The sequence below is a fragment of the Actinocatenispora rupis genome (assembly GCF_016861975.1).
Classification (GTDB): domain Bacteria; phylum Actinomycetota; class Actinomycetes; order Mycobacteriales; family Micromonosporaceae; genus Actinocatenispora; species Actinocatenispora rupis.
This window is the reverse complement of the sequence record NZ_BOMB01000056.1, coordinates 15,857-40,744: the sequence shown is the minus strand read 5'-3', so window position 1 is coordinate 40,744 and position 24,888 is coordinate 15,857. Positions and strand designations below refer to the sequence as shown.

24 protein-coding genes are annotated in these 24,888 nt (G+C 71.2%); 12 read left to right on the top strand and 12 right to left on the bottom strand.

The features are described from left to right. The first annotated feature begins 44 nt into the window (after positions 1–44). Together Aru02nite_RS35805 and Aru02nite_RS35800 are read left to right on the top strand one after the other, a co-directional pair. The gene (locus Aru02nite_RS35805) at positions 45–1,295 is read left to right on the top strand and encodes a sensor histidine kinase (protein ID WP_203664991.1); all 1,251 of its coding nucleotides are present in this window, start codon (positions 45–47) and stop codon (positions 1,293–1,295) included. Beyond that, positions 1,292–1,918: a response regulator gene (locus tag Aru02nite_RS35800; protein WP_275408794.1), complete on the top strand. Its 627-nt coding sequence runs from the start codon at positions 1,292–1,294 to the stop codon at positions 1,916–1,918. The genes Aru02nite_RS35805 and Aru02nite_RS35800 overlap by 4 nt, the downstream gene beginning before the upstream one ends. A gap of 73 nt (positions 1,919–1,991) precedes the next feature. Here the strand turns inward: Aru02nite_RS35800 and Aru02nite_RS35795 are convergent, their stop codons facing one another. Further along, a complete protein-coding gene (locus Aru02nite_RS35795; protein WP_203664990.1) occupies positions 1,992–2,468 on the bottom strand; it encodes a hypothetical protein in 477 nt (158 codons plus the stop codon). 83 nt (positions 2,469–2,551) lie between these two features. Here Aru02nite_RS35795 and Aru02nite_RS35790 point away from each other — a divergent pair, with 83 nt between their 5' ends. Further along, a complete protein-coding gene (locus Aru02nite_RS35790) occupies positions 2,552–2,698 on the top strand; it encodes a hypothetical protein (RefSeq protein WP_203664989.1) in 147 nt (48 codons plus the stop codon). A 7-nt stretch (positions 2,699–2,705) separates the two neighbouring features. On the opposite strand, the gene Aru02nite_RS35785 is transcribed toward Aru02nite_RS35790, so the two are convergent. The 3 genes from Aru02nite_RS35785 to Aru02nite_RS35775 are packed head-to-tail and all read right to left on the bottom strand — an operon-like array spanning position 2,706 to position 5,710. After that, positions 2,706–3,500, bottom strand: a complete 795-nt coding sequence (locus tag Aru02nite_RS35785; RefSeq protein WP_203664988.1) for an SDR family oxidoreductase — start codon at positions 3,498–3,500, stop codon at positions 2,706–2,708. A 24-nt stretch (positions 3,501–3,524) separates the two neighbouring features. Then, on the bottom strand, positions 3,525–4,460 hold the full coding sequence (locus Aru02nite_RS35780; protein WP_203664987.1) for a sulfotransferase: 936 nt from the start codon (positions 4,458–4,460) through the stop codon (positions 3,525–3,527). Further along, the gene (locus Aru02nite_RS35775) at positions 4,457–5,710 is read right to left on the bottom strand and encodes a DegT/DnrJ/EryC1/StrS family aminotransferase (RefSeq protein WP_203664986.1); all 1,254 of its coding nucleotides are present in this window, start codon (positions 5,708–5,710) and stop codon (positions 4,457–4,459) included. Before Aru02nite_RS35775 ends, Aru02nite_RS35780 begins: the two co-directional genes overlap by 4 nt. Before the next feature lie 419 nt (positions 5,711–6,129). Between Aru02nite_RS35775 and Aru02nite_RS35770 the strand changes: the two genes are divergently transcribed. From Aru02nite_RS35770 to Aru02nite_RS35750, 5 genes are all read left to right on the top strand, one after another. After that, positions 6,130–7,050 carry a family 3 encapsulin nanocompartment shell protein gene (locus tag Aru02nite_RS35770; RefSeq protein ID WP_203664985.1) on the top strand — a complete coding sequence of 307 codons (921 nt, stop codon included), beginning with the start codon at positions 6,130–6,132 and terminating at the stop codon, positions 7,048–7,050. Next, a complete protein-coding gene (locus tag Aru02nite_RS35765) occupies positions 7,047–7,973 on the top strand; it encodes an ATP-grasp domain-containing protein (RefSeq protein ID WP_203664984.1) in 927 nt (308 codons plus the stop codon). The genes Aru02nite_RS35770 and Aru02nite_RS35765 overlap by 4 nt, the downstream gene beginning before the upstream one ends. 32 nt (positions 7,974–8,005) lie before the next feature. Next, positions 8,006–9,640, top strand: coding sequence for an AMP-binding protein (locus Aru02nite_RS35760; RefSeq protein ID WP_203664983.1), 1,635 nt, complete (start codon positions 8,006–8,008; stop codon positions 9,638–9,640). Further along, positions 9,637–11,088, top strand: coding sequence for an MFS transporter (locus Aru02nite_RS35755; protein WP_203664982.1), 1,452 nt, complete (start codon positions 9,637–9,639; stop codon positions 11,086–11,088). Before Aru02nite_RS35760 ends, Aru02nite_RS35755 begins: the two co-directional genes overlap by 4 nt. Positions 11,089–11,565: 477 nt before the next feature. Next, on the top strand, positions 11,566–12,354 hold the full coding sequence (locus tag Aru02nite_RS35750; protein WP_203664981.1) for a class I SAM-dependent methyltransferase: 789 nt from the start codon (positions 11,566–11,568) through the stop codon (positions 12,352–12,354). 80 nt (positions 12,355–12,434) lie between these two features. Here Aru02nite_RS35750 and Aru02nite_RS35745 read toward each other — a convergent pair whose 3' ends face one another. Together Aru02nite_RS35745 and Aru02nite_RS35740 are read right to left on the bottom strand one after the other, a co-directional pair. Beyond that, positions 12,435–12,686 carry a hypothetical protein gene (locus Aru02nite_RS35745; RefSeq protein WP_203664980.1) on the bottom strand — a complete coding sequence of 84 codons (252 nt, stop codon included), beginning with the start codon at positions 12,684–12,686 and terminating at the stop codon, positions 12,435–12,437. 89 nt (positions 12,687–12,775) lie between these two features. After that, complete coding sequence (locus Aru02nite_RS35740; protein WP_203664979.1) at positions 12,776–13,303, bottom strand: VOC family protein; 528 nt, start codon at positions 13,301–13,303, stop codon at positions 12,776–12,778. A 263-nt stretch (positions 13,304–13,566) separates the two neighbouring features. On the opposite strand from Aru02nite_RS35740, the gene Aru02nite_RS35735 reads away from it, so the two are divergent. Continuing rightward, a complete protein-coding gene (locus Aru02nite_RS35735) occupies positions 13,567–14,736 on the top strand; it encodes a sialidase family protein (protein WP_203664978.1) in 1,170 nt (389 codons plus the stop codon). A gap of 180 nt (positions 14,737–14,916) precedes the next feature. Here the strand turns inward: Aru02nite_RS35735 and Aru02nite_RS35730 are convergent, their stop codons facing one another. Continuing rightward, complete coding sequence (locus Aru02nite_RS35730; protein WP_203664977.1) at positions 14,917–15,621, bottom strand: alternative oxidase; 705 nt, start codon at positions 15,619–15,621, stop codon at positions 14,917–14,919. A gap of 705 nt (positions 15,622–16,326) precedes the next feature. Here Aru02nite_RS35730 and Aru02nite_RS35725 point away from each other — a divergent pair. Continuing rightward, positions 16,327–16,902 carry a hypothetical protein gene (locus Aru02nite_RS35725; RefSeq protein ID WP_203664976.1) on the top strand — a complete coding sequence of 192 codons (576 nt, stop codon included), beginning with the start codon at positions 16,327–16,329 and terminating at the stop codon, positions 16,900–16,902. A 299-nt stretch (positions 16,903–17,201) separates the two neighbouring features. Here Aru02nite_RS35725 and Aru02nite_RS35720 read toward each other — a convergent pair whose 3' ends face one another. Next, positions 17,202–18,035, bottom strand: coding sequence for an ATP-grasp domain-containing protein (locus Aru02nite_RS35720; protein ID WP_203664975.1), 834 nt, complete (start codon positions 18,033–18,035; stop codon positions 17,202–17,204). Positions 18,036–18,245: 210 nt separating this feature from the next. On the opposite strand from Aru02nite_RS35720, the gene Aru02nite_RS35715 reads away from it, so the two are divergent. Beyond that, positions 18,246–19,046, top strand: coding sequence for a hypothetical protein (locus Aru02nite_RS35715; protein ID WP_203664974.1), 801 nt, complete (start codon positions 18,246–18,248; stop codon positions 19,044–19,046). An 833-nt stretch (positions 19,047–19,879) separates the two neighbouring features. Next, entirely contained in the window at positions 19,880–20,632 is a 753-nt protein-coding gene (locus tag Aru02nite_RS35710) for an SDR family oxidoreductase (RefSeq protein ID WP_203664973.1), read from the top strand. Here Aru02nite_RS35710 and Aru02nite_RS35705 read toward each other — a convergent pair. The 4 genes from Aru02nite_RS35705 to Aru02nite_RS35690 form a co-directional block, all read right to left on the bottom strand. Continuing rightward, positions 20,629–21,492: an alpha/beta fold hydrolase gene (locus Aru02nite_RS35705; protein ID WP_203664972.1), complete on the bottom strand. Its 864-nt coding sequence runs from the start codon at positions 21,490–21,492 to the stop codon at positions 20,629–20,631. The genes Aru02nite_RS35710 and Aru02nite_RS35705 overlap by 4 nt on opposite strands. Continuing rightward, entirely contained in the window at positions 21,489–21,647 is a 159-nt protein-coding gene (locus Aru02nite_RS35700; protein WP_203664971.1) for a hypothetical protein, read from the bottom strand. Before Aru02nite_RS35700 ends, Aru02nite_RS35705 begins: the two co-directional genes overlap by 4 nt. 553 nt (positions 21,648–22,200) lie before the next feature. Continuing rightward, positions 22,201–24,159 carry a hypothetical protein gene (locus Aru02nite_RS35695; protein WP_203664970.1) on the bottom strand — a complete coding sequence of 653 codons (1,959 nt, stop codon included), beginning with the start codon at positions 24,157–24,159 and terminating at the stop codon, positions 22,201–22,203. A 188-nt stretch (positions 24,160–24,347) separates the two neighbouring features. Next, on the bottom strand, positions 24,348–24,752 hold the full coding sequence (locus Aru02nite_RS35690) for a hypothetical protein (protein WP_203664969.1): 405 nt from the start codon (positions 24,750–24,752) through the stop codon (positions 24,348–24,350). Positions 24,753–24,888 lie beyond the last annotated feature (136 nt).

Here is a 24,888-nt window from a genome sequence, read left to right as displayed (position 1 = left end):
TAAGAGCGGTGCGCCGGCGGCCGGGGGGTGACACGATCGGTGCCGTGAGCGCGACGATCGTCGACCCGTGGCAGGCCCGGCTGGACCGGATGCGCCGGATCCTGCCGCTGCCGCTGCTGACCCTGTCCGCGGTGACCGGCTTCGCCCTGCCGGACGACCAGTCCCCCGCCTGGACCCGGCTGTACGTCGGGGTGCCGCTGGTCGCGGTGTCGTTCGTCTGGTGGACCGTGGTGACGGTGCGGTTCCGCGGGAACCCGCCGCCGCGGCTGCTGCCCGTCGTGTTCGCCGGGCACGTCGCCCTGTGCGCGGTGCTCGTCTGGATCGACCGCTCGTTCGGGGTGTTCGCCTACACCGGCTTCCTGTTCGCGTACGGGCTGGGTCCGCGCTGGCGTACGGCCGGGTTCGCGGCCACCGCGCTGGTCGTGTCGGCGTCGCTGTCCGGGTACCCCGGCAGGAACGCCGGCCAGACCTTCACGTACGTGGTGGTCGCGGTCGTCCTGCTGGCCCTGGTGCTCAACTCGGCGACCATCACCGGCCGCGCGGTGGAACAGAACCAGGAGCGGGGCCGGATGATCGCCGAACTGGCCGAGGCGAACCGCCGGCTCGCCGCGTCCATGGCCGAGAACGCCGACCTGCAGGCGACCGTGCTCGCTCAGGCCCGGGAGGCCGGTGTGGTCGAGGAACGGCAGCGGCTCGCCGGCGAGATCCACGACACGCTGGCGCAGGGGCTCGCCGGCATCGTCACCCAGCTGGAGGCGGCCGAGCACAGCAGCGGGCAGCCGGGCGAGTGGTCACGCCACCTCACCCAGGCACGTACGTTGGCGCGGGACAGCCTCACCGAGGCGCGCCGGTCGGTACGGGCGCTGCGGCCCGAACAGCTGGAGGCGCAGAGCCTGCCGGAGGCGCTGGAGTCGCTGGCCGGTACCTGGTCGGCGGGGTCCGGGGTGACCGCCGAGGTCGAGACCACCGGTACGCCGGTGCGCACGCACGCCGACGTCGAGGCGACCCTGTTCCGGGTGGCGCAGGAGGCGCTGACCAACGTCGCCCGGCACGCGCGCGCCCACGCCGTGCGGCTGACCCTCACGTACCTGGACGACACGCTGCTGCTCGACGTGGTTGACGACGGCGTCGGGTTCGACCCGGTCGACCGCGCCGACGGGTACGGGCTGGCCGGGATGCGGCACCGGCTCACCCGCATCGGCGGCGCGCTGACCGTCGAGTCCGCCCCCGGGTACGGCAGCACCGTGAACGCGAGCGTGCCGCTGGACGTACCGCGGGCGGAGGTGGCTTCGTGACGGCGATCCGGCTGCTGATCGTGGACGACCACCCGATCATGCGCGACGGGCTGCGCGGGGTGTTCGCGCACGACCCCGAGTTCGAGGTGGTCGGTGAGGCCGGCGACGGCGCCGAGGCGGTACGGCTGGCCCGGGTGCTCGACCCCGACGTGATCCTGATGGACCTGCGGATGCCGGGGATGGGCGGCGTGGAGGCCATCACGGCGCTGCACGAGCTGGGGCATCCGGCCCGCGTCCTGGTCCTCACCACGTACGGCACGGACCGCGACGTGCTGCCCGCCGTCAACGCCGGCGCCACCGGGTACCTGCTGAAGGACGCGCCGCGTGACGAGCTGGTACGCGCCGTGCGCGCCGCGTACGAGGGGCGGGCGATGCTCGCACCGTCGGTCGCCAGCACCCTGATCGGGCTGGTCGGCGCGCCGCGGCCGGAGACCCTCAGCCCGCGGGAGCTGGACGTGTTGCGGCTGGTCGCCGACGGCGCCACCAACCAGTCCGCCGCGCGGCAGCTGCTGGTCAGCGAGACGACGATCAAGACGCACCTGCTGCACATCTACACCAAGCTCGGCGTACGGGACCGGGCGTCGGCGGTGGCCGCCGCGTACCAGCGGGGCCTGCTGCCGTGACCGGGCCGCTGCCGGGAGCCGCCGTCCGGCGCGCGTTCGGGGTAAGTGGGGCGCCGGAGCCGCTGCCCGGTGGTCAGGGCACGAGCGTGCGGATCGGCGGGCTGGTGTTCAAGCCGGCGGACGCCGGCGCGGCCGAGATCGCCTGGACCGCGCGGGTCGCGGCGCGGTTCCCGCCGGGCGCGGCCGTCCGGGTGCCCGCGCCGGCGCGCGCCACCGACGGCCGGTACGTGGTCGACGGGTGGCGCGCCACCGCGCACGTGCCGGGGGTCGCGTGCACGGACGTGTCGATGCTGCTGCGGGTGTCCAGCGCCTTCCACGGTGCGCTGCGTGGACTCGACCGCCCCGACTTCCTCGCCCGGCGTACGCACCGGTGGGCGGTCGCGGACCGGGTCGCGTGGGGCGGGCGTTCGTTCCCGGTGCCGGCGGCGTACGCGGGGATCCTGGCGCGGCTGCGCGACGCGTACCGGCCGGTGGGCGGGGCGGGACAGCTGGTGCACGGCGACCTGAGCGGCAACGTGCTGGCCGCCCCCGGCCTGCCGCCCGCCGTCATCGACCTCTCCCCGTACTGGCGGCCCGCGCTACGCCGACGCGATCGTCGCCGTCGACGCCCTCCTCTGGTACGGCGCGCCCGACGTGCCGTACCGCGGCGATCCGGACTGGCGGCAGTACCTGCTGCGCGCGCTGGTGTTCCGGCTCGTCGCGCACTGCGGCCCGGACGGCGCGGACGACGGCGAGGCCGGCCGGTACGGGGCGGTCGCGGACGCGCTGCTGCGCGGCTGAGCGCGCGTCACCAGCCCTGGGTGGCGCCGCCGTCGACCAGCACCGTACTGCCGGTGATGAAGCCGGCCCGCTCGCTGGCCAGGAACGCGGCGGTGGCGGCGAAGTCGTCGGGGTCGCCGATCCGGCCGACCGGGATGCCGGCGGCGATCCGCGCCAGGCCCGCGTCCGGATCGTCGAACTGCCCGGTCAGCGCCGGCGTCCGGTGGTACCCGGGGGCGAGCACGTTGATCGTCACACCGTCCGGCGCGATCTCCGGTACGAGCGACTTCGCGTACCCGACGAGGCCGGGCCGTACGGTGTTGGACAGCCCGTACTGGGGGCGGGGTTGGCGGACCGTCTCGGAGGCGACGAGCAGGATCCGGCCCCAGCCCGCGGCCCGCATCCGCGGCAGCGCCGCCTGCACGAACCCGATGTGCGCGAGCAGGCAGAGTTCCACGGCGTCCCGGTACGCGGCGAGGTCGAACGCCGTGACCGGGCCTGCGGGCGGCCCACCCGCGTTGCTGACGACGATGTCGGGACCGCCGAGATCGGTTGCCACCGCGTCGATCCAGCCTCGTACCGCGTCGTGGTCGCGCAGGTCGACGCGGTCGGCCCGGACGCAGCCGCGCTCCGGCGCGTCACCCGCCCGGTACGCCGCGGCGGCGTCGGTCACCCGCGCCGCCGCGGCGGCGAGCCGGTGCTCGTCCCGGCCGCAGATCGCCACCCGGGCGCCCTCCGCGGCCAGCGCGACCGCGACGGCGCGGCCGAGTCCGCTGGTCGCGCCGGACACCAGCGCCACCCGCCCGGCGATACCGAGATCCACCAGCGTGCTCCTCTCGACGTGCGCTCACCGCGGTACCGGCGCGTCGGTGTCGCGCCGGGCGGTCGGCCCGCCGCCGGTGAGGCGGTAGCCGTAGCGGTGCAGCCATGGTGCGGCGATCAGGCCCGCGACGTACCGGGTGGCGCGCGGCGCGGTCGTGCGCCAGCGCTCGTCGGGCCGGATGACGACCGGCCCGGTACGCAGCCGGTCCGGGTTGCCGGTGACGGTGTGGTTGGGCGACAGTACGGCGGTGCCGTCGGCGGTGACCGGTGCCGCGGCGGCCAGTCCCCAGTCGGCGAGGACCGCGCCGAGCGTGTCGGCGGGAGCGGCGGCGAAGTCCTCGTACCGCAGCCGCCGGTACCGGTCCGGGTACGCCCGGCCGACCCGCGCCGACGCCTGCTGGAACGCCACCCAGTACGCGGTGCTGCGCCAGGCGGGCATGGCCGGGATGTAGCTCTTGGGCCGGCGCCACGACTCGGCGATCGCGCGCGGGTCGCGCAGCACGTGCAGCACGTACGGGGTGACCCGGTCGCTGCCGCACAGCGCCGCCGCCTCGGCCGGGTACTTGCCGCTGTCCACGATGATGCGGGCGCCCGACTCGGCCGCGATGGCGTCGTAGAGCCGTTCCAGGTCGGCGCGGGCCGCGGTGGTGTCCGGGCCGGCGGCGAGCCGGGCGCCGACGTGCCGGGTCCGCAGCAGCCGCTCCTGGCGGGCCAGCAGGTCCGGCACGCCGTCCGGGGCACCGAGCCGCCGCAGTACGGCCGACCACAGTGGGCAGTCGGCGACCCGGGTACCGCAGCCGCACGTGTCGTTGGTGCCGTCGCCCAGTACGCCGTGCCGCCACAGGTACCGCAGCTCGCCGACGTGCACCGCGCCGGGCAGTTCCCCGATCAGGTTCCCGATCAGGGTGGTCCCGCTACGGCACCAGCCGGTCAGGTAGACGACGACGGGCCGGTCGCTCACCGGTACCGGCCCGGCAGCGCGGCGGCGACCTTGCCGACGGCGGCGACCAGCTGCGTGCAGTCGTGCTCGGTCAGGTTCGCCGACAGCGGGATGTCCACGGTCCGCCCCACCGCCGCCGTACTCGCCGGGTACGCCGCCCGGACGGCCGCCCGGTCCGGGAACAGGAACCGCCAGTTCCAGAACGCGCGGACGTTGACGTCGTCCGGGTCGCCGAACGCGCGCACGCCGATGCCCTCGGCCCGCAGCGCCCGGGAGAACCAGCACGCCGCGGCCGCGTCCGGCAGCTGCAACAGCAGCGCCTCCCCGAGGTACGCGCCGGGCGCGACCGGCCGCCGTACGGTGACGTCCGGTTGGTCGGCGAGGGCCGCGGCGATCCGCTCGTAGTTGCGGCGGTGCGCCTCCAGCCGGCCGGGCAGCCGGGTCAGCTGGGCCCGCGCCAGCGCCGCGCGGATCTCGTCCATCCGCCAGCTGAACAGCGGCAACGACAGGTCGTCCAGGTCCGGCGGGTCGACGAAGTGCCGCGCCATCCGCGACTCGTACGCGCCGGAGCAGACCAGGGCGCGGGCGTACAGGGTGGGGTCGTCGGTCAGCAGGAAGCCGCCCTCGCCGGTGTTCAACGCCTTGTCGGACTGGGTGGAGAAGGCGCCGACCCGGCCCCACGTGCCGAGCGCCCGCCCGTGCAGCCGTACGCCGAGCGCCGGTACCGCGTCCTCGACGACCGGTACGCCGAACTCGTCGGCGATCGCGAGGACCGCCGGCATGTCGGCGGCGAACCCGCGCATGTGCACCACCACGATCGCGCGCGCCCCGGCCGCCACCCTGTTCCGCAGGTCGGTGAGGTCGAACTGCAGGTCGTCGTCGCACTCGACCACGACCGGGCGGTGTCCGGCGAGCACGATCGCGCTGGGTGTCGCGGCGAACGTGAAGGCCGGGCACAGCACGTCGGACTGCGGCGGCAGGTCCAACGCCAGCAACCCCAACGCCAACGCCGTGGTACCGCTGGCGCAGCCGAGCGCGTGCCCGGCGCCGAAGTACCGGCAGAGCGCGGCTTCCAGGGCGCCGGTCTCTGTCGCCTCGTGCGGGCGGGAGTCGTAGCGGAAGTAGCGGCGGCTGCGCAGCGCGGCGACCGCGGCGGCGATGTCCTCGTCGGCCACGTACGCGTCGCCGTTGTCGTACGCGGGCCACCGGGTCTCGCGGACCGGTGTGCCGCCGTCGATCGCCAGCGTGACGTGCCGGATCCGGGCGACCATCGGCGGCTCCTCTCCCGACCGGTGGCAGGCGTCAGTGCCGTGCCATTCCGGATTGGCACCGGTGCATACGACATGCCGGGCATGCACATGGGACATCAGCGCGCCGTCGTTGGCAACCCCGGTCGCGGCGGACTCCCCTGCCGGCAACGAATCCGCACCGGCTCCAGTACCCGACTGAGCAGCGAAGATATCCTTCACCGGGCGGGCATCGACCGAATTGAATTCGTTAACCCTGCCGGGTGTATCCGACTTGCCAGCCGAACTGACTCCGTCGCGACGCTTCCCATCATTCGGACCGTGCTCTAGGGTGTCGAATCGAGCCGGCGGCGGCCCCGCTCCACCCGGATCCCCTCGCCCCCTACCACCGCCGCCGGCTCCGCATGCCTTGACACGCAAGGCTTTCCGCCCTTGCCGCCCGGATGGGGGTACCGTTGCGCTACCTCGTCGACGATCCCGAACTGACCAGCCGGACACCCGGCGAGGAGCTGGCCGTGGCGGCCTGCCGGTCCCCCGGCGGCACGGCCTCCGTCGTCGTACGCGGGGCGATCGCGCGGCACTTCCCGCTCGCCGCAACGCGACCCCGCCCGCCGGTACGGGACCTGCTGAAGGCGGCGACGATCGCCGACGAGTCGGTCTGCTTCGTCGCGGAGCTGCCGGCCGCGTCGCACCCGGTCACCCGGGACACCGAGTACGCCGCGACGCCCGAGGCGCACCAGCGGCCCACGGCGGTCAAGGCCGCGCTCACCGAGGTCCGCGTACGGGTGCCGGTGCCGGCGCAGATCTGCCGGGATCCCGCGCTGCTGGCCCGGTTCGTCGACCACCGCGTCATCGTCCGGCTGTGCACCGTCGAGAACGACGTGCTGCTGCACGGCAGCCCGGACGGGGCGATCACCGGTCTGCTGCGGCTGCCGGGACTGCGCCGGTTGCGCGGCGGCGGCGACCTGCTCGACAGCATCATGGCCGCCGCGGCCGACGTCGAGGACCAGGGCGGTTCGTGCGACGCGCTGGTCATGCACCCCCGCACGTACTGGCGGCTGGTCGGGCTCGGCGCACTGCCCACTGTGGACGCTGCCGGCCTACGCATCACCCGGACCCGGATGATCGCGCCCGACCAGGTACTGCTGGGCGACTTCCGCGCCGGCGTCACGCTGCTGGACGGCGGCGCCGGCGGCACTCTGACCCTGCGTACCGACGGGGATCTGGCGGAGATCGAGGCGGGGGGCCGGATCGGGCTCGCGGTGCACCTGCCGCAGCACTTCGCCCTGCTCGTACTCGCGCCGGAGACGGTGCCACCGGCCATCGAGGTCGAGCCGGCGGGCGAGGCGGTGGTGCCGTCGTGAAGGTCGGCATCCTGCTGTGGGACCACAGCGGCATCGACGCGGACGCGCTCGCGCTGCTGGAGTACGGGAAGCGGCGCGGTCACCAGATGTCCGGGTTCACCCTGGAGGAGATCGAGTACCGGCGGGACAACGGCCCCGCGACGGTACTCGCGAACGGCGTCGACGCGAACAGCTACGACGCCGTCATCTCGCGGGCGAACCTGATGGGCGACGTGTGGCAGGAGGACCTGGCCGCCACCGCCGGACTGTGGCGCGACCGGGTCGAACGGCTGACCATGCTCGGCACCGTACTCGGGCCGCGGCTGTTCGACCCGGTGGACGACTGGCTCTGCGGGATGAGCAAGTTCCTGATGGCGCAACGGCTCGCCGACGGCGGGTTCCCGGTGCCGCCGTTCCGTTCGGTGAGCACTGTCGCCGAAACCGCGGAGGCGCTGGCCGACTGGGGCGACATCATCCTCAAGCCGTCGTACGGGTTGCGCGGCATCGACGTCGAGCGGGTCACCGACCTGGACGCCGACCGGTCCATCGTGGACAGTCAGCTCGCACGGCACGGAACCCTGTTCTGCCAACCGTTCTACCCCACCCAGTACGGCGAGCTGCGGATCACGGTGTGCGGCGAGGTCACGCCGATCAACATGCTCAAGCTGCCCGCCGCGGGCAACTGGCGGTGCAAGACGCTGGAGGGCGCGAGCTTCGAGCGGTACGACGCCCCCGCCGAGCTGATCGACCTGTCGATCCGGGCGACGCGGCACCAGGGCCTGACGTGGACCGGGCTGGACATCCTGCCCACCGCCGACGGGTACCAGATCCTGGAGGTCAACCCGGTGCCCGGGTTCCTCGCCATCTTCGGCGAGGAGCCCGCGGCCGAGGGCCACGCCGGCATCTTCGACTGGATCGAGAAGCAGCTCGACACGGTCGGCTGAGGACGAGAGCGTTGGGGGACAACGGAACCATGATGACCGGAGTGGAATCGTTGCGGCTGCCGAGCGCCGAGGTCGCCGCCGGGTACCGGGCCAAGGGCTGGTGGCGCGACGAGACGTTCCTCGACGACCTGGCGCGGGCGGTCGCCACCCGGCCGGACCATCCCGCCCTCATCGCGTACGAGGGCGACACGCCGCGGACCATCTCGTACCGGGAGCTGTCGGAGCTGGTCGAACGGTTCGCCGCCGCGCTGCTGTCGCTGGGTGTCGGCCGCGGCGACGTGGTCGCCATGTACCTGCCGAACGTGTGGCAGCTGACGCCGCTGTGGTTGGCGTGCGGGCGGATCGGCGCGGTCGGCGCCGCGATGTTCCCGTCCCTGGAGGAGCGCGAACTGCGCTTCACCCTGACCACCACCGAGGCGCCGGTGTGCGTCAGCCTCGACCGGATCGGCGACGTCGACATCGCCGCCCGGGTGGCCGCCGCCGCGCCGGACACCGTACGGCACCGGGTGGTGATCGGCACCGGCTCCACCGCCGACGCCCTCGACTTCACCGGGTACTTCCTCGACACCGAGCACCCCGCGGCGGACCCGGCGCTCGCGCTGCGCCCGGACGAGCCCGCCGCGCTGGTGAGTACGTCCGGCACGTCCGGCCGGATGAAGGCCGTCGCGCACACGAGCAACACCCTGTACGCGGCGGCCCGCGCCGGCGCCGAACCGTACGGGCTGGGGCCGGACGACGTGATCGTCGTACCGCACCCGCACCTGCACATGGCCGGCATGACGTACGGCGCGCTGATGCCGTTGCAGCTCAACGCGACCTGGCTGATCTACGACCGGCCGCACGACATGGCGCTGCTGCTCGACACGGTCGAACGGCACGCGGTCACCTGGGCGTACATGGCCCCCGGGTACCTGGTGGACCTGGTCGCCGCGCAACGCGACCGCGCCCGCGACACCCGTACGTTGCGGCGGATCGTGTCCGGCTCGGCGCCGCTGCAACCCGACCTCGTCGAGTCCGTACGCGAGACGTTCCAGGTGCCGGTGCACGCGCTGTGGGGCATGACCGAGAACGCCGCGGTCACCATGACGCGGCCCGACGACCCCGACGACTGGGCGACCCGCAGCGACGGCCGCGCCGTACCGTGGATGGAGGTCCGGATCGACGCCGAGGACGGCGAGGAGTCCGGCCGGCTGCTGGTCCGCGGCGCCTCGCAGTGCCTCGGCTACCTGCACCAACGCGACGTGTACGACGCGTCCCTCGACGGCGACTGGTTCGACACCGGCGACATCGCCCGGCCCGACGGGCGCGGCGGTATCCGGATCGTCGGCCGCCGCAGCGACCTGATCATCCGCTCCGACGGCCTGAAACTCCCCGTACTCCTCGTCGAGGGCCTGCTGGCGCGCCACCCCGGCATCAAGGAACTCGCGCTCGTCGGCTACCCCGATCCCGCCGTACCCGGGGCCGAACTGTGCTGCGCCGTCGTCGTACCGCAGGGTCGGCCGCCGACGCTCGCCGAACTGCACGACACGCTCGCCGGCACGGGCTGTGCGCGGGCGTTCTGGCCGGACCGGGTCCAGTTCGTCTGGGAACTGCCGAAGAACTCGGTGGGCAAGATCCAGCGCGCGCCGCTGCGTCGACGGCTGGAGCTGGCCGCGGCGCCGCGATGAGCCAGCCGGCCGCGACCGGCACCGCCGCCGGTGCGCGTACCCGGACGGCGGCGCTGGCCACGATCTGCGCCGCGCAGACGATGTTCCTGCTCGACACGATGATCGTGACCGTCGCGCTGCCGCACATCCAGACCGGGCTCGGCTTCACCGGCCCCGACCTGGAGTGGGTGATCACCGCGTACGGCCTGGTGTTCGGCGGGCTGCTGCTGCTCGGCGGCCGCTGCGGCGACGTCTTCGGACGCCGCCGGGTGTTCGTCGTCGGGCTCGTCCTGTTCACCGCCGCGTCGCTGACCGCCGGGCTCGCGCAACACCCGTGGCAGCTGGTCGCGTCCCGGGCGATCCAGGCCGCCGGTGCCGCCGCGGCCAGTCCGGCCGCGTTGTCGCTGCTCACCACCACGTTCCCGGAGGGCCCGGCGCGCAACCGCGCCATCAGCATCTACACCGCGATCGGTACCGCCGGCGGAGGTGTCGGCCTGCTCGCCGGCGGCCTCATCACGAGCTTCCTGTCCTGGCGCTGGATCATGCTCGTCAACGTGCCGTTCGGGATACTCGTCATCGCCCTCGCCCCCCGCGTACTCGCCGAGGCGGGCCGCCGGTCCGGCCGCTTCGACGTACCCGGCGCCCTGACCGCCACGCTCGGCATGACGCTGCTCGTGTTCGGGCTGACCCGCGCCGCCGCCGACCCGTCCGGCACCGTGCACTGGACCGACCCCTCCGTACTCGCCTCGCTCGCCGGCGCCGCGCTGCTCCTCGGCCTCTTCGTACTCGTCGAACGGCGCAGTCGGCGCCCCCTCATGCCGCTGCGCCTGTTCGCCGGCCGCGCCCGGCTCGGCAACTACCTCACCATCGTGCTGTACAGCATGGCCATGACCGGCATCTCGTTCTTCCTCACCCTGTTCCTGCAACGCATCTGGCAGTACGGACCGCTGCGCACCGCGCTGGTGTTCCTGCCGATGACCGGACTGCTCGTCGCCTGCGCCCGCGCCAGTGGACCGCTGCTGCGCCGCTTCGGCACCCGTACCGTCGTGCTCGTCGGGCTGTCCGTCGCCGTCGTCGGCATCGGCTGGCTGTCCATGATGGACGGTGCCGGTGGCTACCTCACCGACCTCGTCCTGCCCAGCACCCTCACGTACGCCGGGCTCGGACTCGCCGCGCCACCCATGACCGTCGAGGCACTCTCCCGCGTCGACGAACAGGACGCCGGCATCGCCTCCGGCGTCTTCAACTGCGCGCGGCAACTCGGCGGCGCCGTCGGACTCGCCGTACTCGGCACCATCACCTGGACGACCGTCGCCGCCCACCGCGTACTGCCGGACCCGGCCGCGCTCGCGATCGGCATCGACCGCGGCTTCCGCACCGCCGCCGTACTCGTCGGGCTCGCACTGCTCGCCACCATCCTCGGCGCCATCCCGGGCCGGCGCCCCGCCGTCGTACCGGTCGGGCAGTGACCGCATCCGGTGCGGTCCACTGTGGATCGGGCAAGGTGGCCGGGCTGTCGTCACGAAGTCGCGGGTTGGCAGCTTCCCGACAACCAGGGTGGCCGATTCGGTGCCGTTGAGCCGATCCGGTGTGGTGTTGGCGCATCGCCATTCGGCGAGTGCTCGGGCGTTCCGGCGTGGCCGTGGTCGTCGGGTCGGCGTCGACGGGTGGGCGGGTCGGGCTGGTGCGGCGGCAGGGACGCGACCGCGGTGCGGATCAGTCGGTGGCGGCCGATGATGGAGTGCTTATGTCCGGATAAGGTAATTGATCACGTTCCAGATTGTTCACTTGTTCAACTGTTGAACAAGTGAATAATGAGACAATTGAACAAGTCCACTGTGGACAGTCGGTGGCCGTTGGCTGGACATGCTCGATGCGGCCACGGCACCCCGCGTCCGGTACCAATTCGGTTGCCCGCTCCCGCGCCGCCGTTCATCGTCATGGCCATGACCGACCCGGCCCCGGCACTGTTCGACCGCCTCGCCGACCGCTACGACCAGGTCATCCCCTTCTTCGCCGAGTTCGCGAGCCAGCTCCTCGACGTACTCGCCCCTCCTCCGGGCACCCACTTGCTGGACGTCGGCACCGGCCGTGGCGCGATCGGCGCGTCGGCCGCGGCCCGCGGATGTGTCGTCACCGCGGTGGACGCCGCGCCCCGCATGGTGTCCCTGCTCGCCGCCGCACACCCGGAACTCGACGTACGCCTCATGGACGCCCACCGGCTCGACCTTCCCGCCGCCTCCTACGACCTGGCCACCGCCGGCTTCATGATCCACCTGGTCACCGACCCTCTCCGGGTACTCACCGGCCTGCGTCGCGTCCTGCGGCCCGGCGCGACCGTGGCTCTGACGACTCCGGGCCCGTGCGAGGACGGCGGCCGGTGGGACGCGTGGGAGACCCTGGTCGGCTGCTTCGCTTCCCGCGCCGCCGAACGCCTCCCCCGCCGCGACTACGGCGTCGCCGCGCACCTGCACGCCGCCGGCTTCGCCGACATCCGTACCGTGCAGCTGGCGGTCCACCTGCCGGTGCCCAGCCCGCAGATCTGTTGGGACTTCCACATGTCCCACGGATTCGCCGCCGTCGTCGAGGCCCTCGATACGACGGACGCGGTCGAGTTCCGACGCGCCGCGCTCACCGAACTCACCCGGATGCACGAGTCGGGCGGCATCGTACTCGACCGCGGGGCCGTCGGTTACCTCGCCAGCGTCCCGTCCGAGGACGGTCCCCCTCGTTAACCCAGACCCCTTTTCCGACAAGGCATCCACGTTCCGCCGCGACGCCGCACCCCCACTCCGCCGTCTCTCGACTGCGACCGTCACACCACCGGCAACGCCGCAACCTGGATCCGTGTAACGGAAGTCGATGCCGGTACGCGACGGCGCCGCGCCCTCCCCGTCACCTTCCGACCTGCGTCCACCGTCACGCCGCGGCCGCACACCCGAATTCCGTTGAACGGAAGGACATCCCGCTTCCACGACGGGCGAGACTGCTCACCACCGGCGCGGCCGTTGACCACCTCCAGCACGGCGAGTACGGCGGACTTGCCGGCGTCGGGCACTCCGGTCATGTGATACAGCCGAACGGTGACCTCAGGTCGGGCGGTCACCGTGTCAGGCCGCGGCCGGTGGCGCATCCGATCTGCCGCCTGGGCACCCGTCAGCCGATGGGGCGGACGGGGGCGCTGCCGTGTCCGCGGCCGCCGAGTTCGGCGTCGAGGGTTTCCTGCGCCACACGCATCGCCTCGGCGTACCGGGGGTTCTGGAGTCTGGCCCACATCTGGTCCTCGGGTACGTCCTCGACGTGCGCGAGTACCCACCAGATGTTCCCGAACGGATCCCTGATGCGCCCGCCGCGGTTGCCGAAGGCGTCGTCGGCCACGGCGGTCACGACGTGCCCGCCGGCCGCGACCGCCCGGACGAAGGTCTCGTCGGCGTCGGGAACGAACACGCGCAGCAGACTGGGGAGTACCGGCCAGTCGGCGTGCCGGTCGAACGCGAGCACGACGGTGTCGCCGATACGGATCTCGCCGTGGCCGATGAGCCCGTCCTCGGTGGCGACGCGCCCGAGTTCCTCGCCGCCGAACGCCGCCGTGGCGAAGTCGAGGAACGCACCCGTGTCGTCGGTGACGACCCACGGAGCCACGGTCGTGTACCCGGCGGGCGCGGCGCTGGTCTGCTCGGTCATCGGATTCCTTCCGGTACGGCGCTGGTCTGGTACCAAGCCTAGGAGCCGACGCGGTCAACGAACGTCCGCAACGTGTGCCCGCCGTTCATCGGCCCACGCGGCGCCGAGCCAGATGTTCGGTACATAAACCTTTCTATTGCGGTACAGTGGGAGAAATCGTTTTCTTCCTACTCGTCCGCGCCACGCGCCCGCCCCGTCCCGGCCGGACCCCTCCCCGGCGTACGGGCCGGCGACGCGAGCGCCCCGTTCGTGTGGAGGTACCGATGAGAGCGATGTCCCCGTACCGGCTCGTCCTCGCCGTACTGGCGTGCGTCGCGCTGGCCGGCGCGAGCGTCACGACCGCGGCCACCGCGGCACCCCGGGTGAAGCCCGCCGCCACCGGCACCCAACTCGGCACCGGCACCGGCCTGTACCCGCGGCTGATCCGGCTCGCGCACTCCGGCGACGCGAACGGGCAGCTCATCGCGTCCACCGTCGCGTTCGACCCGCAGGGGTACGGGAGCATCTACCGCAGCACCGACGACGGCGCGACGTTCACGCCGATCGGTCAGGTGCGCGATCCCGCCGCGGCGACCGGCTTCTGCTGCACCAGCATCTACGAGCTGCCCAGCGCGATCGGGTCCATGCCGGCGGGCACGCTGCTGTGGTCCGGTTCGTTCGGCCAGAACGGCGGCGACAACCGGCGCATGTCGATCGACCTGTGGGCGAGCACCGACCACGGCGCCACCTGGTCGCCGGTCTCGACGGTACTCACCGCGGCGAACACCGGTGGGCTGTGGGAACCGGAGATGCACGTCAACGGCGAAGGTCAGCTCACCCTGTACTACTCCGACGAGACGCAGCAACCCGCGCACAGCCAGGCGCTGATGGAGGTGTTCTCCGCCGACGGCGTCACGTGGTCGAGCCCGTACCCGGTGGTGTCGTTGGCGGATGCGGGCGCGCGGCCCGGCATGGCGGTGGTGCGCACGCTGACGGATGGAACCCGGATCATGACGTACGAGATCTGCGGATCCAGCTTCGGCTGCGACGTCTACTACCGCACCTCCGCCGACGGCGCGGACTGGGGCGACCCGGCGCAACCCGGTACGAGGATCGTGGCCGACGACGGCACGTTCTTCCGGCACGCGCCCACGATCACGGTCGTCGACGACGGCAGCGCCACCGGAAGGATCGTGCTCGTCGGCCAGATGCTCTTCGACTCCGGCGGGCAGGACGGCGGCAACGGCACCACACTGCTGACCAACTCCACCGGCGGATCCGGTACGTGGCAACGGATCCCAGCGCCGGTGCAGGTGCCCACCGCGTACGACAACTACTGCCCGAACTACAGTTCCGCGCTGGCGCCGACCGCGGACGGCTCGGGCATCATCGAGATCGCCACCGACTACGTGGGTACGGAGTGCGACGCGTTCTACGCCACCGGCGCCCTCTGACCGTCCGCCGTGCACCGGCGCGGTCCCGTACGCGGAGCCGGGCCGGTTTCCGTTGCTGGACAACGGCTCCGCCGCGCCCGGGGCCCGTGCCGTCCGACGGCGACGCGCCGCTGCGGGCGAGTGGCCGGAGGTGGGCGACCCGGCCACCGTGCGGGTGGCACTGCGCCGGATCCTAGTCCGTCACCCGTGGAGCGGGGTGATGCGACGCAGACTGTCGAGTTTGTGTACCCGCTCGTCGTGACCGATCTGCCGGACGAGGTCCGCAACCGACGCGAAGCGACCGTACTCGGCGGCGTACGTGCCGGGATCGGGCTCGTGATCGAGTTCCGGGTGCGCGGCCACGAAGCTCATGTACTCGTGCTCGGCGTGGTCCTCGAACTCCGCGTTGAGCCGGTAACTCCACGCGGGCCGGATCAGGAACAGTACCCAGGACACGTGGTAGTAGAAGAACGAGATCAGCCAGGGCAGCACCCGGTGCCGCAGCCACGATTGCCGCATCCCGTTGCGCTGCACCAGATCCTGCATGATCAACAGGTGCCACTGCTCGTTGTCCTGGTCGGCACGGGCGTCGACGATCCGGTCGAACACGCGCCGGGCCAGTACCGACCGGCCGGCGTGCCGGTGCAGCGCCCAATAGCCGACGCGCTCCCACGCCTGGTAGGGCACCCGGGCGATGATCTCCAACATCGCGAACTTCGTGAACGATCCCTGCCGCCCGTACAGGATGTCGACCGGGGTGAACATCATCCGGGCCAGCATGCCGTACCGCATCCGTGGTGTGGCAAGGGTTTCCGACTCGGCGTACCGTAACCGTCCACTGGGCAGCTTCGGTGGGCCGGACGGACGCTCGGCGACGTCCGCCCCGTACTCGATCGCGGTTCCCATCACGACCCCTCCTGTTCCTGTGCGGTGGCCGCCGGCCGGCGGGCAGGTCCATGGTCTGCGGCCGGAGCGGCCCTGCGCGTCGGCCGGGCAGCGGCTTCCCCGCTACGTCACGGCGCGCAGCGACCGGGACGCCCGGCCTACAGGAGATCCCCTACGGCACCGGCCGCCGGAGGCCCCTCCGTGAACCCCGACGCAGCAACCGGACCACCCGGTACGCCAAGGGCGGCAGCGCCGGATACCGCGCCCGGCGGATGTGCCGCGGTGGATCGGGTCGGCGGGGTCCGGTGTGGCGGGCGGGAGTGCTCGTCGCCCGCGCTCCCCTACCGACTCGGCGGTACGCGCGGACCGCTCCCGTCCGGCCCGGATGAGACCACCGTCCACAATGGACGCCAGCGCCAACGGCGTGTCCGCGTTCTCCGGGAGTGCCACTGCATGCCGTGCGGAGTTGCGCGTCAGGCCGCGACCTGGGCGTAGCTCGTTTCTGGCGGAGGTCGCGGACTCCCGTCCACCACAACCGATTCCGCGCAGGCTGCCCGACCTCCGCGTCGCCGTGCCGTCGTCACCGGCGGGGCTGCGGCACACCGGGCCGGTCGACAGGTTCCCGTACGCGCCGCCGCCCGGCAGCGGGATCGGCGTGGCGTCGAGGAGGTAGACCGGCGCTCGCGTTTGGTGCCGCCTGCAAGCATGGCGACGGAGGTGCGAGGAATGTCGTGGATCGTCCGGCATCCAGTCCTGACCGCCCTGCTGTCGGCCGCCGTGGCCGCGAGCGCCGGCTTCGCCGGTGACATCGTGTTCCATCGGACGTGGCTCATCGTTGCCTGCGCCGCCGTCGCCCAGCTCGCCCTCACCGTCCACGGCTCGGTGCGGGCCGACGCGGCAGCCCAGATGCCGCCCCGCGTACTCACGGTCGGTCTGGCACTCGCCGCATTGGCCGGGGTGACGGTCGTGGTGGCCGCGACCGGCTGGACCCGGTGGTGGCTGTACCTGTCGCTGGGGCCGGTGCTTAACCTGCTGCTGCCGGCAACGGTCGACGAACTCGACGATCGCGCCGGGGCCGGTCGACGCCGGGTCGCTGGTACCAGAGCCGAACGTCGGCGGTGGCGGCTGCTCCACCGCTGCCAGGCGACGATCGGTCGGGCGCAACGGTTGGCGTACAGGCGCCGGTACGCCCGGGCGCGACGCCGCTACCTCCGCGCCGAGCGTGCGCTGTGCCGGCGGCTCGGTGCCGGCGACCAGTTGGTGATCTCGTGCCGGTTGGCGGCCGCGACCCTCCTCGCCTAACAGGGCGAGCCGGTACGGGCGAAGGCCGAGTTCCGTACGGCGCTGGTCGATCTCGCCTGCTGCCTCGGCGCCGACCACCCGTACGTGCGCGCCGCGACGAGGACCTACGTCACCGTGTTCGGCGCATCGTACGGGAATCGGGGGTGTTCTCGCGCCGGCGCCGCGAAAACCCTTAGCAGCGCGCGGATCCGGCTCCGACGCGGTGTCCCGGTTCCGCGATGGCGACGGCGAACGCGACGAAGCCGGCGTGCCGCCACTATGTGCCTCCACTCGCGGCACGGCGCCAACGGTAGAGGCGGTCAGGCGGGCGTGGTGTGCAGCAGGTGCTGGAGCGACCGCGTCATGGCGGTGACGAACGTGTCCCGTTGCCGGTCGGTGACGAGATCGAGCGACAGGTACGGGTTCAGGTCCTCCAGCTCGACCAGGAGCAGCGCACCGTCCCGGGTACCGCACGCGTCGACGCGCTGGATGCCGTGGTCGAGGGTGTTCCAGTCGACGAACCGCTGCGCGAACGCGAGGTCCGCCTCGGTCGGCTCGTACGGGGCGAGGGCCCACCGCTGGGCCGGATCCGGCGCGTGCAACGCGTACTGGAAGGTGTGGTCGACGTAGTAGAAGGAGACCTCGTAGCGGAAGTCGACGCGGGGTTGGACGAGCAGCCCGTCCCAGGACAGGGCGGCCAGCTCCGCGGAGTCGACGAACCTCAGGCCGATCGAGTCCGCGCCCGCCCTGGGCTTCACCGCGTACCGCTCGGCGCGCGGCAGCAGGCCGATGTCGTCCGGCCGGTCGACGGTCGGGATGACGGGGAAGCCCGCCGCGGTCAGCTCCGGCAGGTATCCCTTGCCGCGCATGTCGCCGCGGCCGGTCAGCGGGTTGTACACGCGGGTGCCGTGCTCCTCCGCCCGCCGCCGGAACGCCTCGAACTGCTCCTGGTAGTGCAGCACCGGCCCGCTGTTGCGGACCACGACGACGTCGAAGGAGTCCATCAGGGCAACCACGTCCAGCGGGTGGCAGAGCGCCAGGTCGAACCTCTCCCGCAGCCGGGAGGTCAGCATGATGTCCTCGTCGCAGTACCGTCGCCCGCGCGCCGGGTACGCGAGGTCGGTGACGAACAGGACGCTGGAGCGGGTGGTCATCGCACCTCCGACCGGACGGGTGGCGCACAACGTACCTCCCGCTGGGCGCCGCCCTGTGGACGCCCACGCCGCCCGGCGCCGTGGGTCACGTCCGGCCGCACGACCCGTCAAGGACGTACGGGTGAAACCGTTGGACCGCTCCGGGCGTGGAGCGAGATGTCACCCCGCGTCCCTTGAGGAGCCCCAACCATGCCTCCCTCCTCCCGCCCCGTGCGACAGAGACGGACGGCGCTGCGTGCCCTCCGCGCGCTGGCAGTCGTGGGTCTGCTCGCACTGCTGCCCGCCGCACCGGCGCTGGCGGACCCGTCCGCGTCGGCGTCCCCGAGCCCCAGCGAAAGCGCGAGCGCGTCGCCCAGCAACCCGGCCAGTACGTCGCCGTCCCCGTCGACCAGTTCCAGCGCGTCCACATCACCGTCGCCCAGCCCTCACGGGCTCCGCGCATGGTTCGAGCCCGCCACGGCGGACATCTACACCACGACCCGGCTCGTCGTCACCGCGCGGGACCTGCCGGACGGCGGCGAGTTCAGCGTCCTCGACCCCGTGCTCGGCTACGTGAGCTGCACCGTTACCGGCCCTGCTCCCCGCTGGTGCGGCCAGCCCGACAACGAAGAGGACTCCTCCCACAACCCCGGCTGCCAGTTCAGCAAGGCCAAGCTCGTGACGTGCACCTTCGTCCTGCGGGTCGACCCGCACCTGAACCCCGGCCAGTCCGTACCGCAACAGGTGCTGCTGTGGCCGACCGGCGGCCACAGCAGCCAGGACAGTTCCGAGACGACCGCGTACCTGACCGTCGGCGCCGGCACCGCCAGCCCGTCACCGTCGCAACCGTCGAAGTCGCCGTCCGCGTCCCCGTCGGCGTCCCGGCCCGCTTCCGGATCCCCGACCGCGACACGGCCCGGCGGCCTGCCCGTCACCGGCACATCGCTCACCTTGTACGCCGGGCTCGCCGCGGCACTCGTCGCCGCCGGCACCACCCTCGTCGTACTCGCTCGTCGCCGCTGGCGTTCCTGAGCCACGACACCGACCCGCGGCGGAGGCACCTGCCAGGACCGACAGGCCGCTCGCACCGACCGGCGCCTCGTTCGTGTCCTCGCCGTAGCACCGATCCCTTCTACGAGCGGGAATGCCGCCAGCAGAGCCAAGGTGGCCGCGCCCTGTTCGATGCTCGTGGGGCGCTCAACCGGTGTCCGGAGGCCGCCGGTGTACCGCTGGTGCCCGGTGGCGACCGCCCGCGTTGGCCACGATCCCGTGGCCTCGCCAGCGCCGGGAGATCTCGACCGCCAGCAGGACCGCGGCGGTCTTCGCCTGGCCGTACGCCAGCGTCGGGCCGTAGGGACGGAAGCGAAAGTCGAGATCGCCGAACACGACGGGGCTGAACAGTCGGGCGTTCGAACACCGGAGCACCACCCGGGCGTACGGGACTCCGTGAGCGCGTCGTGCAGTCCGACGGCGAGCAGGAACTGGCCCAGGTAGTTCACGCGGCCGGTTCGGTGGACACGGACCTCCTGGACGGTCAGCCAGCCACCGTCACGACGGAACCGGACGATGCCGAACAGCCACGCCCGCATCATCGCGAACGCCAAGCGCTCGACGTCGAACCTTCGCGGAGACGCCGGCGTAGTCCCCCAGGGCGATCCCGCGGCCGCACGACCACCGCACTGCGCGGCGATCACGCACCATCGACATGATGGTGATTCGGACCGGCCAGGCAGGACCGCGATGGCCCGCTTCCCCGCCCAGGTAGGCGATCCCGGTCGCCTGCGCGTGGCGCCGCGGCTGGCCGACCCGTTCGTACTCGACCTCGGGGCACCATCTCGGCGATCTGCGACCAGAGCGGAGGAACCGTGACAGGCAGTCCCGAACCAGATTCCGTACGCGCGCCGGCACTGACCGGCCAACGGGTCGTCCTGATCGGTGGCAGCGCGGGCATCGGGTTGGAGACGGCGCGCCTCGCCCGTACGGAAGGCGCGGACGTCACGCTCGTGGCGCGGGACCGGCAGCGCCTCGACCGGGCGGCGCGGGAGGTGGGCGCGGACCGGGTCGTGTCCCTCGACGCGACCGACACCGGCCAGCTCGCGGCGTTCTTCGACGAGTCGAGCGCGCCGATCGACCACCTGCTGTACACCGGTCCGGGACCGTCGTACGCCCCGCTCGACGAGATCGACATGGACCAGGTGGCCGACGACGTCGCGGCGCATCTCATGGTCCCGCTGCTGATCGCGCGCAAGTCCGTCGGGCGCGTACGCGCGGGCGGCACGCTGCTGTTCATGGGCGGTACCGGAGGCCGCCGCCCGACGAAGGGGTTCGCCGTGATCTCGGCGCTCACCGCGGCGATGCCGGCCATGACGCGGAACCTCGCGCTGGAGATCGCGCCGGTCCGCGTCAACCTGATCGCGGCCGGGTTCGTCGACACGCCGCTGTCCGCCCGGCTGCTGGGCGACGAGTTGGACGCGCGCCGGGAGTACCTGCGGACCACGCTGCCGATCGGGCGCGTCGTGGGGCCGGCGGACATCGCCGCGCTGGCCGTGCACCTGATGGTCAACACCGCCGTCACCGGCGCGACGTACGACATCGACGGCGGCCAGCAGATCGTCTAGCGGGGCGCCGGCGCCGCGGAGGTGTCACGCGACGCGGCGCGGTATCCGCCGCCCCACCAGGACGTGACGAGCCGGGCGTACGTGCCGGGGTTCTCCTCCCACGCGAAGTGACCGGAGTCGATCAGGTCGAGCTTGCTGTACGGCAGGCGCCGGTGCAGGAAGCGGGCGTTGCTGGGCGGTACCACGAAGTCCCACAGGCCGCCGATGATCTGCGCCGGGTTCGCCACCTCGGACAGCCGCCGGGCGAGGGCGGCCAGCTGCTCGGGATAGCTGCGCACGTACGCCATCGACCGCACGAACCGGTCACCGTCGTACGCGGACAGGTAGTCCTCCTCGATGTCCGCCGGGAGGTCGTACCCCTCGATCGTGGTCACGCCGGCCGCGACGATGGCCCGCGGATCCATCGCGCGGTACGGCTCGACGCTCGGCGCCGACACCCACTGGCCCAGCACTCCGCCCAGTTCGCCGGTGACCGCACCGCCACTGCCCACGACGAGGCTGCGGAAGCGCCCCGGGTGGTCGGCCGCCGCGTACAGCGACGCGGCCGTACCGACGTCCGGGCCGACGACGTGCGGCCGGTCGAAGCCGAACGCGTCCGCGACACGTACTACGAACCCGCCCATGGCCTGCGGTGTCATCAGCGACTCGCGCCCCTCCGAGTGCCCGAAACCGGGCAGGTCGACGGCGAGCAGCTCGGCATCCTCGGCGAGGCGCGGCCAGACCAGGTGGAAGGCGTACAGGCTCTCCGGCCACGGGCAGAGCAGCAGCGCCTGGCTGTCCCGGCCGACGCCGCTGGTGGCGTACCGGATGCGCAGCCCGTCGATCTCGGTGTACCGGGGCCGCATGGTCACGTCGGTCATCGCGCCTCTCCGGTCAGGTGGGCGGGTGGCGTGCCGGCCTGCTCGGCGACCAGATACGCCGCGTACCGGACCGGCCAGCTCCCGTCGCGCTGCCCGGTCCGCTGTTCGGCGACGCCGGCCCCACCGGTCACGGTCCGGGCGGCGATCACGCGCATCGCCTCATCGTGGCACCGACGCCGGGACCGTGCCGTCGAGATACCGGAACGAGCCGGATCCCGGTCCGTGCAGCCATCCTGCGAGTCAGCGACGATGCGTACCGGTGTCACGCTGTGTGCGGCGACCGACCGCCGCTGGCAGGCGAAGTACGCCACGAGCAGCGGTCGTCCGGAAGTCGGTCACGAGGGTGTCCAGATCGCCGGTACCGGCGACGCGCACCTGGCGGGTGGTGTCGACCGTGCTCCACGAGGCTGCCTGGTATCCGACGATGTCGCCGTCATGGCCCCACAGTCCCGTACCGTCGGCCAGCCGTCTGCTCTGCAACCCAAGGCCGCGGCCGGTGGGCACGGTGGCCCGCATCTCGGCCAGCTGAACGGGGCGCGGCAGCCGGCCGGTCAGCGGCGCGCGACCGATCCCGTTGATGCGATACGGACGACCCGCTCGACGACCCTGCCAACAGAACCGGCAACGCGGCTAAAGGCTGTCCCGTAATGACCTTGATGAGTTGCTACAGCAGGATCTCGCCGTGACCCCGGGCTGGCCAAATCTATCTTACTCTGTAGTGGAAATTTCAGGCTCGGCCTCCTCGCCGACGGCCCCGGGTTGGGGACTGGGCTCTTCGGGTTTGCGATTGACAACGGGGCAATCCGCGCGCACGCATGACTCGTGGTTACAGGTACGCACATTCGTCAGCGCGCGGCGTGCCTCGATCAGGGCAGGGCCCTCATGGTCAGGATGGCCATATAGGAATCGGGACATCGCATCAAGCGGAGTATGTGCATTACGAACGTCAACAAGCAACTCAAATATGAAACCCTGTTTGAGTCGATTGTCGTGAGCGGCATTGACCCAGTCCACCAGCGTCTTGTAGGCGTCCTCCGTCACTTCCGGCAGGGAAAGTGCGATACGCCAACCTCCGATAAGGAAGTCGCGATACTGCGGCTGCGTTTCTGCAAGTTTGACCAGGGAGGGCAGGATTGCCTTATGGTGAAACGGGTCAACGAGCGCCAGAAATGCCCGAGCGCTTGTCGGACTCTGAGGGAATCGATCGAGCCAGGCATCGACGGTATTGATAACGTGCGAAAATCCAGCACTGCTTGCCCTCGCATGGACAATGAGGGTGTCGGCCGCGTTGTGACTAGATTCATCATCATAGGCCAGAAGGTGGCGCAGCCGAGTGAAGGCCCTGTGTGGCCAAATCTCACGGTAGCTGCCACTACAGACCTGGCCAACGATGGCGCGTCGACTTGGTACCGAAGATTTTGCCCACTCTAGTAGCATTTTGTGGGTAGCAGCCGCAAATCGAGGCACGTTGACTGCCTGAGCAAGTAGCCTTGAGACAATAGCAGTACGGTCGACGTTATCGAGCTTCGACCATTCGTCTATCACGGGCATGAACGGGTCTTCGGAGGCTGTGCGTGACAGTTCGAGCAGGCGTGTGCCAATCTGCTCGGCCCATCTCTCTGCAACAGCCCCGGGTTCTGTGATGCTGATGAGCCACTTACGGGTGGCCGTCCGCTCATCTGCCCAATGATGCCAGTCCATGCGGATAGCCGCCATGGCCAGGCCAGGATGGGTGTCGAAAGCCGCCCGGTCATCATCGGTTATGTCGACGCCGACATCCACCATTCGACGGCGTGGACTGCGACCTTCACGGACACGTCGCGCTCCCGGTTCCTTCTGACCGCTGAATGCATTCGCCGCCTTGATGCACAATTCTAAAGGTTTACCCTCGAGGTATGCAGCGGCCAGGAGCATGACACGATCTCGGCCACGGGTGCCCGATTCAGTCAGGACGCGCTCCAAGAAATGCGGCCAGCCCCGGATCTCATCCCGGATTTCTCGAAGCGCGAAGTCGATTTCGTCGGCAGAATGCTTCTCGCGTGCGGCAGCAGTCTGCACTGCTCGACGAAGTTGGTCCGGGTTGACGCGCTGGATCCGCTCCGCAATCGCCACCGCGTCAGTGGGACTGGCGTTCCGAGTGATCAGGTCCGAGAGGCTGCCCGCGGCCAGGTCTGGCGACGATCCGCCGCTGAACAAGCCACGAGTGCGTTGAGGGGCGGGCTCAAGCCAATCTGCCCTGTCTGGGCTGCCGTGCCGGAAGGCGAGATGGTTCCGGGCTACCTGGATGGCGTCTGGCGACTCAGCGGAAACCACCAGGTTCGGGTCGCCCACCCAGTCGTTTCGTCTGATAGTGATTAGGAGGCAGCTACCTCGTGAGTGCAGCCGCTCGGCCCAGGCCGTCAAAGAGTGTATGTGTCCCGCCGGTAGCGATCGAAGCGTCGCGTCAAGTAGGTAGCCGCATCCCGGGGATGGATCGGGAAGGATCTCGCTGTCCGGGATTTCATCATCGTCCCAGTCTTGAGCAAGATAGAACAGCTCCGAAGGCTCTGAACCATTGACGGAAAGATGGTGTTTCATCGCGCGTATTGCCGACGTACGGCGGCCTGCCCCTTGCTCGCCCGCAATAACCGCCAAGCCATTTGCCTGCAAAATATTGGCAGCACGCATCGGCGTGAGCGTGTGTGCCCACAGCGGCTCTGTCGCAGCTTCGCGATCCTTAACCGAGATAGGAATGGTCGGCAATTTTGGGCGACGTGTGATACTGAGATTCCCTGAATTCGGCCCAGCTATCTGTACGGTGACTCCGATGTTGCCTGCGGCTGACTGCGATGGTTCTCTTGGAGGAAGTCCGTGAGTCACGGTCGCGCCTCCCCAATGTTAATCTCACCGGAGTTGTCGCGGCCCACCTGAATCACTGGGCCAATATTTCCATTCGCCGTTTGATGCACAGCCGAATCCTGGTCCTTTGTTACTCGGCTCGCTAGTAGTGATAGATCCTCGATGACCTCGGGGTAGTCCTCCGCCAGCGTCAGTAGCCGTCGTCGCCATCGCTCCTCTACCTCGGCGCGGTCCAGCACCCCGATCTGCGCGCTGTCGGCATCGAGCCTCGCTAGCTGTCGCGCCTGCTCCTGCTCACCCGCGCGGCGAAACAGCCGATTCGCCAGCTCCCGCACTCCAGCCCAGCCTGCTTTGGCCATCTCGGTGACCAGTGCCACGGCGGCAGCACTGGCTAACGGAGCCAGTTGTACTTCCGCATCCATTTAGCCGGTTTCCTCCCTGCGTGTCTCTCCGCAGCGTACTGGCTTCGAGTCCTCGGATACGCTCATGGCTACTGTCAGATTTGCGGTTGCTGACGGCCGGCAGAAATGGGTGAGCTGGCCCGCGGCAAGTCCGGCC